The sequence below is a fragment of the Leifsonia sp. 115AMFTsu3.1 genome (assembly GCF_004362795.1).
Classification (GTDB): domain Bacteria; phylum Actinomycetota; class Actinomycetes; order Actinomycetales; family Microbacteriaceae; genus Leifsonia.
Genome location: NZ_SNYB01000001.1, coordinates 2,053,093 through 2,066,848, shown reverse-complemented (window position 1 = coordinate 2,066,848; position 13,756 = coordinate 2,053,093). Strand labels below are relative to the sequence as shown.

Annotated in this window: 13 protein-coding genes; 4 read left to right on the top strand and 9 right to left on the bottom strand. The window is 70.6% G+C overall.

The window, feature by feature from the left end:
- Positions 1-40: 40 nt before the first annotated feature.
- Positions 41-1,441 (bottom strand): aminodeoxychorismate synthase component I, encoded by a 1,401-nt coding sequence (gene pabB, locus AXZ95_RS09970; protein WP_018190894.1) that lies wholly within the window; start codon positions 1,439-1,441, stop codon positions 41-43.
- 17 nt (positions 1,442-1,458) lie between these two features.
- Between pabB and AXZ95_RS09965 the strand changes: the two genes are divergently transcribed.
- Positions 1,459-2,259 (top strand): aminotransferase class IV, encoded by an 801-nt coding sequence (locus AXZ95_RS09965; protein WP_018190893.1) that lies wholly within the window; start codon positions 1,459-1,461, stop codon positions 2,257-2,259.
- A gap of 25 nt (positions 2,260-2,284) precedes the next feature.
- Here the strand turns inward: AXZ95_RS09965 and cydC are convergent, their stop codons facing one another.
- The 4 genes from cydC to AXZ95_RS09945 are packed head-to-tail and all read right to left on the bottom strand — an operon-like array spanning position 2,285 to position 8,167.
- Complete coding sequence (gene cydC, locus AXZ95_RS09960) at positions 2,285-4,015, bottom strand: thiol reductant ABC exporter subunit CydC (protein WP_018190892.1); 1,731 nt, start codon at positions 4,013-4,015, stop codon at positions 2,285-2,287.
- Positions 4,005-5,693 (bottom strand): thiol reductant ABC exporter subunit CydD, encoded by a 1,689-nt coding sequence (cydD, locus tag AXZ95_RS09955; RefSeq protein ID WP_018190891.1) that lies wholly within the window; start codon positions 5,691-5,693, stop codon positions 4,005-4,007. Before cydD ends, cydC begins: the two co-directional genes overlap by 11 nt.
- Position 5,694: 1 nt before the next feature.
- Positions 5,695-6,741, bottom strand: coding sequence for a cytochrome d ubiquinol oxidase subunit II (gene cydB, locus AXZ95_RS09950; RefSeq protein WP_018190890.1), 1,047 nt, complete (start codon positions 6,739-6,741; stop codon positions 5,695-5,697).
- A 13-nt stretch (positions 6,742-6,754) separates the two neighbouring features.
- Entirely contained in the window at positions 6,755-8,167 is a 1,413-nt protein-coding gene (locus AXZ95_RS09945) for a cytochrome ubiquinol oxidase subunit I (RefSeq protein WP_018190889.1), read from the bottom strand.
- 90 nt (positions 8,168-8,257) lie between these two features.
- Here AXZ95_RS09945 and AXZ95_RS09940 point away from each other — a divergent pair, with 90 nt between their 5' ends.
- The 3 genes from AXZ95_RS09940 to AXZ95_RS09930 all read left to right on the top strand — a co-directional run bounded on the left by AXZ95_RS09940 (position 8,258) and on the right by AXZ95_RS09930 (position 10,355).
- Positions 8,258-8,626 carry a BlaI/MecI/CopY family transcriptional regulator gene (locus AXZ95_RS09940; RefSeq protein WP_018190888.1) on the top strand — a complete coding sequence of 123 codons (369 nt, stop codon included), beginning with the start codon at positions 8,258-8,260 and terminating at the stop codon, positions 8,624-8,626.
- Entirely contained in the window at positions 8,623-9,579 is a 957-nt protein-coding gene (locus tag AXZ95_RS09935; protein ID WP_018190887.1) for a M56 family metallopeptidase, read from the top strand. Before AXZ95_RS09940 ends, AXZ95_RS09935 begins: the two co-directional genes overlap by 4 nt.
- 86 nt (positions 9,580-9,665) lie before the next feature.
- A complete protein-coding gene (locus AXZ95_RS09930) occupies positions 9,666-10,355 on the top strand; it encodes a DedA family protein (protein WP_018190886.1) in 690 nt (229 codons plus the stop codon).
- Here the strand turns inward: AXZ95_RS09930 and AXZ95_RS09925 are convergent.
- The 4 genes from AXZ95_RS09925 to AXZ95_RS09910 all read right to left on the bottom strand — a co-directional run bounded on the left by AXZ95_RS09925 (position 10,348) and on the right by AXZ95_RS09910 (position 13,657).
- Positions 10,348-11,274, bottom strand: coding sequence for an ABC transporter substrate-binding protein (locus AXZ95_RS09925; RefSeq protein WP_018190885.1), 927 nt, complete (start codon positions 11,272-11,274; stop codon positions 10,348-10,350). The genes AXZ95_RS09930 and AXZ95_RS09925 overlap by 8 nt on opposite strands.
- A 63-nt stretch (positions 11,275-11,337) precedes the next feature.
- Complete coding sequence (locus AXZ95_RS09920; protein ID WP_018190884.1) at positions 11,338-12,075, bottom strand: ABC transporter permease; 738 nt, start codon at positions 12,073-12,075, stop codon at positions 11,338-11,340.
- The gene (locus tag AXZ95_RS09915; RefSeq protein ID WP_018190883.1) at positions 12,072-12,761 is read right to left on the bottom strand and encodes an ABC transporter permease; all 690 of its coding nucleotides are present in this window, start codon (positions 12,759-12,761) and stop codon (positions 12,072-12,074) included. The genes AXZ95_RS09920 and AXZ95_RS09915 overlap by 4 nt, the downstream gene beginning before the upstream one ends.
- Positions 12,758-13,657 carry an ATP-binding cassette domain-containing protein gene (locus AXZ95_RS09910; RefSeq protein ID WP_018190882.1) on the bottom strand — a complete coding sequence of 300 codons (900 nt, stop codon included), beginning with the start codon at positions 13,655-13,657 and terminating at the stop codon, positions 12,758-12,760. The genes AXZ95_RS09915 and AXZ95_RS09910 overlap by 4 nt, the downstream gene beginning before the upstream one ends.
- Positions 13,658-13,756 lie beyond the last annotated feature (99 nt).

The following is a 13,756-nucleotide window of genomic DNA, read 5'->3' as shown; positions in this document are numbered from 1 at the left end:
ACTAAACGTCGGCGACGTCCAGTCCGTTCCCAGCGCGCCCTCAGTTCGCCGTGGGCGTGCTCCCGCCGCTGAGTCCGGCCGCCGCCAGCAGCGCGGCCGCCTTCACGCGCACCTCCGCCAGCTCCTCCGCGGGGACGGACAGCGCGGTGATGCCGCCTCCCGCGCCGATCACGACGCCGTCGCCGCTGAAGTGGATGCTGCGGATCACCATCGCGAGATGTGCGGTGCCGTCTACTCCCAGGTAGCCGAAGCACCCGGCGAAGGCCCCACGCGGGCCGCCCTCCAGCCGGTTCAGGATGCGCATGGCACTCAGCTTGGGCGCCCCGGTCATCGAGCCGGCCGGGAAACACGCGGCCACCGCATCCACCGCGCCGAGTCCGGGGCGGAGCCGGCCCTCGACCGTCGAGACCAGCTGGTGGACCTGCGCGTAGCTCTCCACCGCGAGCAGGTGGGTGACCTCGACGGAGCCGACCTCGCACACCCGCCCGAGGTCGTTGCGCATCAGGTCGACGATCATCACGTTCTCGGCGCGTTCCTTCTCGCTCGCCTCCAGCTCTGCGCGCAGTTCGACATCGGCGGCGACGGTCGCTCCACGCGGGCGCGTGCCCTTGATCGGGCGGGTGCGGACGCGACCTCCGTCGACGCGCAGGAACTCCTCCGGCGACGAGCTCACGAGCGTCTCCCCGGCGATCCGCACGAAGCCGGCGAACGGTGCCGGGCTCGCCCGCCGCAGCCGCAGGTGCACGGCGAGCGGGTCGGCGGCGCTGCGCGCGGTGACGCGGTTGGTGAGGCAGAGCTGGTAGGCATCGCCCGCCCTGATCGCCTCCTGACATGCTTCGATCGCGGCGAGGTAGGCATCGTCGTCGTGGCGCCAGTGAGCGACGGACTGCGGGATGGGATGCGCGGCCAGGTAGGCGTCAGTGGCTCCTTCGGCGGTCGTCAGCGCGCGCACGGTCGCGTCGATCCAGGCCGTTCCGTCGGCGTCGTCCGGGGCGACGATCTCGATCGTCCGGTCGGCGTGGTCGAAGACGACAACACGGTCGACGAAGAGCAGGGATGCGTCGGTCGTGCGGCCGTGCTCCGGCACCGTGACCGGCGCACCGGCTGCCGACGCACCGGCCTCGTAGCCAAGACGCCCCCACCAGCCGATCGGAGCGGCGAGGCGCTCGGCCTGCTCGCCGCGCCACACCGCCAGGTCGGCGCCCAGGGCATCCAACGCGTCCCCGGGCTGCGTCACGCCGTCGACGGTGACCGTGCCGTCGGCGACCGACGCGGTCATCCGCACACGGCCCGTCCCGATGTACGACCGCCCGCTGAGGGCCTCCGGCCCGCTGTCGAGCCAGACCGCATCCACACCGTCCGCACCGCCGAACAGCGTCGCGAACGCGTCGGCCGGGTCGACCCAGGTGTCGAGCGGCTGCACGCGGAGCGGGGTGAGCACCGGACTAGCCTAGGCGAGTGGACACGCGCAGCACCGGACCGGTCAGCTCTCTCGCCGACTGGGCGGGCGGTGAGCTCCGCGTGCGCGACGACTGCGAGGTCACGGAGACCGAGCTGCTCGCCGCCGACTCGTTCCTTGTCCGCGACGGCCGCGTGCTGGCGCTCGGGCTGCACCGCAGCCGGTTCGCCGAGACCGTGCGCGAGCAGGGCTTCGCCGACCGCGCCGAGGTGGACGCATTCTGGGATGCCGCGATCGGCTCGCTGCCGCGTGAGGGCGACTGGTTTCCACGGTTGGAGCTCGTGCGTGCTCGCGACGCCCTGCGCCTGCAGTTCCGGCTTCGGACGGCACCAGAACTGACCTCCGAACTGGTGGTCGCGACCGCCGACGCCGACCCCCGCGTCGTCCCGCACCTGAAGGGGCCGGACCTCGATCGGCTCAGCGCGCTCCGTCAGCGGGTGCAGCGCCGCGGGGCGCAGGAGGCGATCATCCTCGACCGCGGCCGCGTGTCGGACGGCACGACGACCGCACTGCTCTGGTGGCGCGGAGATGCACTGTTCGCGCCGCCCTTCTCGCTCCCTCGGGTCGACAGCGTCGCCGCGCGCACGGTACGGGGCGTGGCCGCTGCACTCGGCGTCCCGGTCGAGGATGTGGCCGTCCGGCCGTCGGAGTTGGAGGGCGCGGTGCTGTGGGCCGTGAACGCGCTACACGGCATCCGCGCCGTCAGCGCGTGGGTGGGCGGGCCGGCTCTCGCGCAGGATCCCGCGCGGACCGACGCGTGGCGCGCGCGGTTCGCCGCGCTGGCGCGACCGCTGCCCTGATCCGCTCGGCCCGGCAACGACCCCGCTACGCGACCAGCGCGCCGTCCTCGAGCCGCACCACCCGATCCACCAGCTCGGTCGGAACGTCCGTGTGCGAGATCAGGAGCACCGTCCGGCCGTCCTCCGCCGCGGTCCGCAGCACATCCCGCACGATCGCATCCGCGACCGCGCTGTCGACGTTCGCGGTGGGCTCGTCGACGACGAGCACGGGGAAGTCGGCGAGGAGCGCGCGGGCGAGCGCGATCCGCTGGGCCTGACCGCCCGACACCAGGGCGCCGCGCTCGCCGACCGGCTCAGACAGTCCGCCGCGGGCGAGAGCCCAGTCGCGCAGTCCCACCCGGTCGAGCGCATCCAGCAGTTCGTCATCGGTCGCCGTTTCGCGTGCGAACAGCAGGTTCTGGCGCAGGTCGGAGTCGAACAGGTAGGGACGCTGCTCGACCAGCCCGATCACGCGTCGCACGTCGTCCTGGCGCAGGTCGCGGGCCGGAACACCGTCGATCGAGTAGTCGCCGGTGTGATCGATCAGGCGCGTGAGGATGTGGGCGAGTGCTGTCTTGCCTGCACCGGTCGGGCCGGTGAGCAGGACGCGCTCCCCCGGCCGCAGCCGCAGGTCGAGCTCGCGCAGCACGTCGTGATCGTCGTCGGGCCAGTGCGCCGACACACCGTCGAGCCGCACCTCTGGGACGCCGCCGGCGGCACCGCTCACGATCAGCGCCCGGGCGTCCGGCGCATCCACCGGGACGCCGTCCGGTACCTCGATCGGCGCCGCCGACGCGATCCGCTCCGCGCTCGCGCGCACCCGTCGCCAGGCGCCGAACGCCAGCGGGACGGTGCCGAAGACCTCGAAGACCGCGAGCGGGAGCAGGGCCACGACGGCGAGTCCCGGGGCGTCGAGCGAGCCGTCGTTCACCGCGGGGATGCCTCCCGAGAGCCCGAGGACGGTCGCCGCGCCCGCGAGGAGCGACACCACGCCTGCGGTCAGGCCGAGACCCACCGCCCGCGTGCGCGACGCCGCCGTCAGCCGCTCACCGGCCGCGCGCACGCGCTCCTGCGCCGCGGGAAGCGCCCCGTAGGCGGTCAGGACATCGAGGTTCGCGACCAGGTCGTGCAGGGCGTCGTTGAGCTCGGCCCGGAGCGGCGCGATGCGACGCTCGGCGGCCCCCGCGACCCACCGGTTCACCAGCATCCCCGCGACCAGGGCCACCGCCAGCGTGACCAGCAGAGCGACACCTGCCGCCGGGAGGATCAGGAAGGCGGCGACGATGCTGCCGACGGCGACCAGACCCGCGCTCACCAGCGGCTGGATCACGCGCAGCGCGAGGTTCTGAAGCTCGTCCACATCGTCCGCCAGCCGTGCCAGCAGATCGCCCGAGCGCACACCGCGCAGTCCGTCCGGCGCGAGCGGCTCCAGTCGTGCGTAGAGGCGCGATCGCACCGTCCCGAGCTGCCGGAAGGCCGCGTCGTGCCCGGCCAGCCGCTCCAGATAGCGGAAGAACGCGCGCCCGAGGGCGAACGCCCGGACGCCGACGACAGCGGCCGACAGGTACATCAGCGCGGGCTGCTCCGAGGCCCGCGTGATCAACCACGCCGAGACGCCCAGCAGCGCGACCGCGCTTCCGCCGCTCAGGAACCCGAACCCGATGGCGGCCCACAGCCGGCCCGGGGAAGGGATGGCCAACCGGAGGATGCGGCGCACCTCCGCGGGGTCCGCGGCACCCTGCGCCTGCGTCTCTCGGAGCGTCGATTCAGCGGACACCGGACACCTCGCTCTCCTCGGACTGCGTGCGGGCGGCGGCCTCGTCCCCCGCATCGCGCGCGGGGAGAGAGAGCACGACATCCGCCGCCTCCGCCACCGCCGGCCGGTGACTCACGACCAGCACCGCCGCGCCGTCGTCCGCCGCACGCCGCACCGCACGAAGCAGGCGGGCCTCCGTCTCCGCGTCGAGCGCCGAGGTCGGCTCGTCCAGGATCAGCACAGGGCACCGACGCGACCGCAGGCGGTACAGCGCCCGGGCGACCGCGACCCGCTGGGCCTGGCCGCCGGACAGCCCCGACCCGCCGGGGCCGAGCTCCAGAGTCGGGTCGAGCTCGGTGGCGGCGGCATCCCGCAGCGCGTCGGCGACCCATGCATCCGTGCCGGAAGCGTCCGACGCGTCGCCAAGCGCGACGTTCGACGCGATGCTCCCGGCGAGCAGTCCGGGCCGCTGCCCGGCCCACGCGATCGCCTCGCGTCGCCCCACCGCGTCGGTCCGGCCGCCCGCGTGGATGCGGCCCTCGTACGCGGTGAAGCCCAGCACCGCGCTCACCAGGCTCGACTTGCCGGCCCCGCTCGGCGCCCGGAGCACCGCGAACGTCCCCGGCGGCACCGCAGCACTGAAGCCTTCGACGACCGCCCGTCCGTCGTACGCGATCCGCACGTCCTCGAACACCAGTCCGGTCCCGGCGGCGACATCCGCATCCGGCGTCACAGCGTCCACGGCTTCCGCCGCCTCGATCACCTCGAACGCGTTCGACGCCGCCTCGATGCCCTCCGCGGCTGCGTGGTAGCTCGCGCCCACGTTGCGCAGCGGCAGGAACGCCTCGGGCGCGAGCAGCAGCACGAACAGTCCGATCGAGAGGTCGAGCGAGCCTCCCAGCAGTCGCAGACCGATCGTGACAGCGATCACCGCCACCGACAGGCTCGCGGCCAGTTCCAGCACGAACCCCGAGAGGAACGACATGCGCAGCACCCGCATGGTGTGAACGCGATACTGCTCGCTCACCTGGCGGATCCGCGCCTCCTGGCGGTGCTGCCGCCCGAACAGCTTCAGCGTCGAGAGCCCGGCGACCACATCCAGGAAGCCGCTCGAGAGGGTGGAGAGCGCCCGCCACTGCCGCTTCTGCGCCGCCTGGGTCGCCCAGCCGACCAGCACCATGAACACCGGGATGAGCGGGAGCGTGATCACGAGGATGATCCCGCTGGTGAGGTCGCGCCAGCCGATCGTCAGCACCAGGAGCGGCGTCGCGATGGCGGTGCCGATCAGCTGCGGCAGGTACTTCGCGAAATAGCCGTCGAGCGCGTCCATGCCGTGGCCGGCGACGAGCGTGACGTCGGCGGTGCTCCTGCGGGAGACCCACCCCGGGCCGAGCCGTCCGACCGCCGCGACCAGGCGCTCCCGCAGCTGCCCGACGACGCGCGCTCCGCCGCGGGACGACACCGACTCGACCGCCCACAGCAGCCCCGCGCGCACGACCACGACGAGACCCAGCAGGCCGATGGTCGGGCTGAGGCTCGCGAGCGGCTCCCCGGCGATCGCGCGCACCACGACATCCGTCAGCAGCCAGGCGAAGGCGATGATGGATGCGGTCTGCAGCACCGCGAGCCCGGCGCCCGCGGCGAGCGTGCCGCGGGTCGCCGAGGCGTACCGCAGGAGCCGGGGGTCGAGCGGGCGCACGTCAGGCCGTCACGGGTTGCTGCGTGTCGTCGGTGCCACCGGCCTCCGGCGCCTCCTGTGGGATGTGGTCCCGCGTCACCCGCTTGCGGAAGATCCAGTAGGTGAAGCCCTGGTAGACGAGGATCAGTGGAAGGAAGATCGCCGCGACCCACGTCATGATCGTCAGCGTGGTCTGCGAACTGGACGCGTTCGCAATGGTGAGGCTGTTCTCCGGGTTCGGCGAGGAGGGCATCACATCGGGGAACAGCGCTGCGAACAGGGACACGACGGCGAGGGCGATGGTCGCCGCCATGAACCCGAACGACCATCCCTCCGCCCCGCGCAGGTTGGCGATCCAGGAGGCGACCAGCGCCACCGCGGCGAAGATCGCAAGCGCGAGGAACACCGGCGAGAAGTGCGAGATCGCGGTCCAGCCGAGGAACACCGCAGCGACCACGATGGCCACAGCCCCCGAGCGCGCGGCGAGCCGCCGTGCCCGGACGCGGAGGTCGCCATCCGTCTTCAGCGAGATGAAGACGACGCCGTGAGTGAAGAACAGCAGGAGGGTCGTCAGGCCGCCGACGATCGCGTAGCCGTTCAGGAGGTCGAACAGCGTCCCCGTGTAGTCGTGGTTGGCGTTGAGCGCGACGCCCTGCACGATGTTCGCGAACGCGACGCCCCAGAGGAACGCGGGGACCGCGGAGCCGACGATGATCATCCCGTCGAACCACTTCTTCCACCGGGCGCCGGCGCGCTGGTGCCGGTACTCGAACGACACGCCGCGCACGATCAGCGCGAGCAGGATGAGCAGCAGCGCCAGGTAGAAGCCGCTGAACAGCGTGGCGTACCACTCGGGGAAGGCCGCGAACAACGCAGCGCCTCCGACGATGACCCACGTCTCATTGAGGTCCCAGACCGGGCCGATGGTGTTGATCATCACGCGGCGGTCGACGTCGTCGCGGCCGAGGAACGGCAGCGCCATCCCCACCCCGAAGTCGAAGCCGTCGAGCACGAAGTAGCCCACGAAGAAGAACGCGACGATGCCGAACCAGAGAACTGCGAGATCCATTGTCGTGCTCCTCCTAGTAGACCGTGGCGACGGGGATGGGCTCGCCGGCGTCGTCGAGGTGCTTCTCGATCGGCTCGGGGCCCTTCTGGGCGGCGCGCTTGATGAGCTTGAACTCGACGACCGCGAGGGTGCCGTAGATGGCGGTGAAGGCGACGAGCGAGATCAGCACCTCGAGTCCGGTCGTGCCGGGCGAGACGCCGTCGGCCGTCTTCATGAGGCTGAACACGATCCACGGCTGCCGCCCCATCTCGGTGAAGATCCAGCCGACGATCATCGCCAGCAGCGAGAGCGGCATGGCCCAGATCGCGATCTTCCACTGCCAGGCGCGGGTGGGAGTGCGGCCCTTGCGGGTCAGCCAGAGGCCGACGACGGCGATGGCGACGTGGAGCATCCCGAGGCCGATCATCCAGCGGAACGCCCAGTAGGTGATCCAGATGGTCGGCGTGTAGTCGCCGGGGCCGTAGAGCTGCGTGTACTGCGCCTGCAGGTCGTTGATGCCCTCGACGGTGCCGTTCAGGCTGTGCGTCGACAGGAACGACAGCAGGTACGGCACGCGGATCGAGAACAGTTCGTGCACGCCGTCCGGCGTGCCGAGGGTGAAGATCGAGAAGGAGGCGTCGGCTCCGGTCGAGGTCTTGTAGAGCGCTTCCGCGGCGGCCATCTTCATCGGCTGCGTCTCGACCATGGCGAGACCGAGCTGGTCGCCGCTCAGGACCGTGCCGATCCCGGCGCCGACCATCAGCCAGAGGCCGAACGTGAGCGCTGGTCGCATCGTCTCGAGGTGGTTGTTGCGCGAGAGGTGCCAGGCGGCGACGGCGATGATGAGGCCGGCCGAGACCATGAAGCAGCCGAAGATCGTGTGCGGGAAGGCGGCGAGGGCGACCTTGTTCGTGAGCACGGCCCAGAGATCCGTGAGCTCCGCCCGGCCCTTGGCGGCGTTCAGGTGATAGCCGACCGGGTTCTGCATGAAGGCGTTCGCCGCGAGGATGAAGTAGGCCGAGAGGATGCTGCCCACCGACACGATCCAGATGGTCGCCAGGTGCAGCCCCTTCGGGAGGCGGTCCCACCCGAAGATCCACAGCCCGATGAACGTCGCCTCCAGGAAGAACGCGAGCAGCCCCTCCAGGGCGAGCGGAGCGCCGAAGATGTCGCCGACGAAGCGCGAGTAGTCGGACCAGTTCATGCCGAACTGGAACTCCTGCACGATGCCGGTCACCACGCCCATCGCGAAGTTGATCAGGAAGATCTTGCCGAAGAAGTGGGTCAGCTGCAGGTAGTGCGCCTTCCCCGTGCGGTACCAGGCCGTCTGGAAGATCGCGGTGCAGGTGACCAGGCCGATCGTCAGCGGCACGAACAGGAAGTGGTAGATCGTGGTGAGCCCGAACTGCCAACGCGAGAGTAGGAGCGGGTCCAGCAGTTCGTTCACGTGAGTTCCCTTCGCCTCTTCTACACATTGTAGAACTGAACTTCTACGAAGTGTAGAACATTCTCAGCCTGTTCGCGCTACTCTGGATTCGTGGCCAATCTCGGAGAACTCGAACGGGCCGTCATGGACGCCCTGTGGGACGGCGACGCCCCCATCACCGCGGGTGAGCTACGCGACAAGCTAGCGGCGGCCCGCGAGACCGGCAAGGCACCGGCGCTCACGACGATCCTCACCGTCCTCTCCCGGCTCGAGGCCAAGGGCTTCGTCGCCCGCGACCGCGACGCCCGGCCGCACCTGTACTACGCCGCCCTGACCCGCGCCGGTCACGTCGCCGATCTGATGCGCGAAGTCCTGGAGTCGTCCTCCGACCGCACCGAGGCGCTCGCCTACTTCGTCGGCTCGGTCGACGAGTCCGAAGCCGAGGTGCTGCGCCGCCTGCTCGACGCCCGCAGCGTGTGAGCAGCGACCCCGCCGCCGGGCTCGCCGGCGCGATCTTCCTGGGCGCGCTCGCCATCGCGCTCGCCTGGCCTGTGCCGCTGCTGCTCGCGCGCGCCAAGTGGCCCTCCGCCGCCCCCGTGCTGGCCGTCGCCCTCTGGCAGTCGATCGCCCTCGCGGGAGGCATCTCGATGATCGGCTCACTGCTGCTGGCGGGACTGCAGCCGTTCGGCGACGACCTGTGGTCGCGCATCGGCGGAGCGGCCGCGTCGCTGTTCCACGGACCCCTGCCGCCGGACGCCAGCCTCCTCAACGCCTTCCTCCTGAGCGCGGCCGTGCTGCTGACGGCCCACCTCCTCCTGAACCTCGCGCTCACCTCCGTTCGCAGCCGCAACCAGCGCCACCGGCATATGGAGCTGCTACGGCTGCTGTCCTCTCCCCTGCCGGACGCTCCGACCACCCGGGTGATCGACCATCCCGCGCCGGCCGCATACTGCCTGCCGGGCGCGCGCAGCGTCACTGTGCTCTCCGAGGGCATGATCGCGCTGCTCTCCCCCGACCAGCTGGATGCGGTGGTCGCCCACGAGCGCGCCCATCTGCGGCAGAAGCACCACCTGCTGCTGGATGCGTTCCGCTCCTGGAAGCGCGCCCTCCCCTGGTTCCCCATCGCCACCCGCGCGCAGGACGCCGTCGCGCTGCTCCTGGAGATGCTCGCCGACGACACCGCGCGCCACGAGGCGGGAGACCGCGTGCTCGCGGGGGCGATCCGACTCGTCGACGAGACAGGGCAGGCGGGCGCCGTCCTCGGCGCTCCCAAGGATCGCCGGACGCCGGAGCAGCGGCGCGCCGCCCTCGTCGCACGCGAGGAGCGCCTGGCCGACGGCCGCCGGACGGTCGGGCCCGTGCTGCGCGCGACCGTGGTGGTGACGACGGTGCTGCTTGTCGTCGTGCCGCCGGTGGTCGTGCTCGTCAGCTGATCCGGCCGCTGGTCGCATCCGGCTTCGCAGCAACGAGCCAGGCCGCGCCGCTACGCTTCCGCTATGCCGCAGCCCGGAGGGACGACATGAACGACGCGCTGACCTGGGTGCTCGACCTCGTGCAGAGCGTGGACCCGGTCCTCCGGACACTGCTGGCCGGGCTCGGCATCCTGCTCGAGACGTCCATCCTGATCGGGCTCATCGTCCCGGGCGACACGATCGTGCTGGTCGCGAGCACCGGCGTGGCCAACCCGGTCGAGTACGTCGCACTGGTCGCCGTCGTCATCGTCGGAGCACTCTGCGGCGAATCGCTCGGGTTCGCGCTCGGTCGCTGGTTCGGCCCGCGCATCCGCACCAGCCGGTTCGGTCGCCGCGTCGGCACCCGCAACTTCGACCGCGCCGAAGCGTACCTGGCGCGACGCGGCGGGATCGCCGTGTTCCTGTCGCGGTTCCTCCCGGTCCTGCACTCGCTCATCCCGCTCACCGTGGGCATGAGCCCGATGCGGTACCGCACCTTCATGGCCTGGACGGCTCCCGCCTGCGTGCTCTGGGCGTTCGCCTACGTGAGCGTCGGCTCGGCCGCGGCCGGCGGCTATCGCGAGCTGTCGCGTGACCTGCACTGGGCGGGATACGCCTTCGTCGCCGTCATCGCGCTGTTCATCATCGCGGTGTTCGTGGTCAAGAAGGTGCTCGGCAAGCGCGAGAGCCGGCACATGGAAGCGGCGGCCCGGGAACCCGAGCCGCCGCTTGATGGAGCCGACCGAACCGTTACTTGATCGGGTGGTCCTGGAGCCACTTCTTGGCGACGGCGTCCGGCTGGGTCTTGCTCGACCCCTGGTTCTCGCCGTTCATGTCGATGAGGTCCTCGGTGGTGAGTTCCTTCGACACCTTGTTCAGCACGTCCTTGACCTTGTCGGACGCCTTCTTGCTGTTGATCAGCGGCACGATGTTCTGCGCGGCGATCAGGTTCTTCGGGTCCTTCAGGGTGACGAATCCGTTGTCCTTGATGGCCGGGGTCGTCGTGTAGATGTCGGCCAGCTGGACGTCGCCGTTCTTGAGGGCGGCGACGGTCAGCGGTCCGCCGGAGTCGCTGATCGGCTTGAGCGTCGCGGTGACGCCGTACGCCGACTTCAGCCCGGGGATGCCGTACGGGCGGGTCTGGAACTCCGGGTTGGCGCCGACGGTCAGCGGGTCGGTGACCTTCTTGAGGTCATCGAGGCTCTTCACGTCCCACTTCTCCGAGAACTCCTTGGTGACGTTGTACGAGTCGGCGTCCTGCGCCTCCGACTGGTCGAGCACCTCGAAGCCCTTCGGCAGGGCGTCGTTGAGTCCGGCGTAGACGTCGTCGCTGGAGGTGGCGGTGCTGTTCTTGTCGTAGAACTGGAGCAGGTTGCCGCTGTACTCGGGGATGAGGTCGATGGAGCCGTCCTGCAGCGCCTTCAGGTAGACGTCGCGCTGGCCGATGCTCGGCTTGTACGCGACCTTGACGCCGTTGGCCTCGAGCGCCTGGCCGTAGATCTGCATGAGGATCTCGGACTCGCCGAACGCGGCCGAACCGACCGTGACGGTGTCGCTTGAGGACGAGGCGGAGTCGCTGCTGAACGCGCCGCCACCGGACGAGCAGGCGCTGAGGGCGAGCAGCGCCCCGGCGGCGAGCACGCCGGCCGCGAGGCGGCTCTTCTTCGATGCGAACATGATCTTCTCTTCTCTTGGGTGCTCCCGGTCGGGAGGCTGGTGTGCTGGGTTGGACAGGACGGGTCAGGTCGGGGGGGCGCCTTCCGGCACCGGGCGGGCGGCCGAGCGGCCGCCTTCCGCGCTGTCGCGGACGCGTCCGGCGGTGACACCGCGGGGCACGACGAGGCGCTGGACGATGGCGAACAGCCCGTCCGCGACGAGGGCGAGGGCGACCACGATGATGGAGCCGCCCAGGATCTCCGGGTAGTTCTGGACGGCGATGCCGTCGAACAGGAATCGGCCGAGGCCGCCGACCGGCAGGATGGCCGCGACGGTCCAGGTGGCGATCACCTGCAGGCCGCCCGAACGGATGCCGCCGATCACGAGCGGCAGCGACAGCGGCAGCTCGACCTTCGTGAACACCTGCCACCCGGTCATCCCGATCGCGCGAGCGGCGTCGATCGGAGCGCGGTCCACCGACTCGAGGCCGGAGTACGCGCCGGCCAGGATCGGCGGGATCGCGAGGATCGTGAGCGCGATCAGCGGCGGGACGATGGTCAGGTTGGTCGTGAGCAGCGCCAGGTAGATGACGAGGCCCAGTGTCGGCAGCGCACGCAGCGCCCCGGACACGCCGACCGCGAGCCCGCGGAAGCGGCCGGAGTGACCGATGGCGAAACCGATCGGCAGGGCGATGATCGCAGCGAGCAGCAGCGTCAGCAGCGAATAGACGATGTGCTCGCCCAGACGCGCGGGGATACCGCTCGGCCCGGACCAGTTGGTCGGGTCGCCGATCCACCCGAAGGCGGCCAGGATGTCGGTCATGCGCCGGTCACCGCCCTCATCGCTGCGCGCCTGCTGAGGCGGCCGGCTCGCCGGTTGGATCGCGTCCAGGGCAGCAGCACGCGCCCGAGACCCACGAGGATCAGGTCGAAGACGAGCGCCACCACCATGATGAGGATGATGCCGACCAGGACCTCCTCGGTGTACGACCGGTTGAGGCCGTCCGTGAACAGGTAGCCGAGGTTCGGGACGCCGAGAAGCGCTCCGACGCTCACGAGGCTGACCGTGCTGACCGACACCACCCGGAGGCCCGCGAGCAGCACCGGTCCGGCCAGCGGGAGCTCGACGGACCAGAAGCGGCGCCAGGCCGAGAACCCGACGGCGGTCGCCGACTGCAGCACGTCACCGGGAACGGAGCCCAGTGCGTCCGCTGTCGTGCGAACCATCAGCGCGAGCGCGTAGATGCTCAGCGCCACCACGACGTTGAGCGGCGACAGGATCTGGGTGCCGATCAGGGCGGGCATCGCGAAGAACAGGGGCAGGGACGGGATCGTGTAGAGGATGCCGCCGATCGTCAGCAGCACGCCGCGGCTCCAGCGATAGCGGTTCGCCACCCACCCGATGGGCAGCGACACCACGAACCCGATGATGATCGGGAGAGCGGCGAGCCACACGTGGGTGACCGTGAGATTCCAGACCTGGCCGAGATTCGACCACAAGAAGCTCACGACGCGTCCTCACCCTGCGCCGGAGCACCCGCGACCGAGACGGTCGCGGCCTTTGCCTCGGAGGGAGCGGCTGCGCCACGCGGCGAGCCGGAGAGGACGCCCGCGGCGCGGCCGTCGCTGTCGACGAGCACCGAACCGGTCGGCGTCTCCTCGACGTGGAGTGCCCGTCGTCCGCGGTCGGCGCCGACGAAGGATGCGACGAACTCGTCGGCCGGGTCGGCCAGGATCTCGGCGGGCGTGCCCTTCTGCGCGACGATGCCGCCCTTCCGGAAGATGACGACCTGGTCGCCGAGTTTGAAGGCCTCGTCGATGTCGTGCGTGACGAACACGACCGTCTTGTCGAGATCGCGCTGCAAGCGGAGCAGCTCGTTCTGCAGATCGTCGCGGACGATCGGGTCGACGGCGCCGAACGGCTCGTCCATCAGCAGGATGTTCGGGTCGACCGCGAGCCCGCGGGCGACGCCCACACGCTGCTGCTGGCCGCCCGACAACTGGCTCGGGTACCGATCGGCGAGCGAGCGCTCGAGCCCCACGGTGTCCATCAGTTCGAGTGCACGCTCCCGCGCATCCTTCTTCTTTACGCCTTTGAGCAGCGGGACGGTGGCGATGTTGTCGACGACCTTGCGGTGCGGCAGCAGCCCCGAGTTCTGCATCACGTAGCCGATCGAGCGGCGCAGGGCGACGGGCTTGAGCGACAGCACATCCTCGCCGTCGATCTCGATCTGCCCGGAGGTCGGATCGACCATCCGGTTGATCATGCGGAGGATCGTCGTCTTGCCGCTGCCGGACGACCCGACGAGCACCGTGATCTTGCGCGACGGGATCACCAGGGAGAAGTCGTCGACGGCCAGCGTCCCGTCCGGGAAGCGCTTCGTGACATCGCGGAACTCGATCACGAGCGCGCTCCCGTCGCCGGGGTCGCTGCGATATCGGTGTCGCGGGATGCGGAAGCTGGTGCGGCCATCTCACCCAGCCAAACAGCGTCCGGCCGTTTG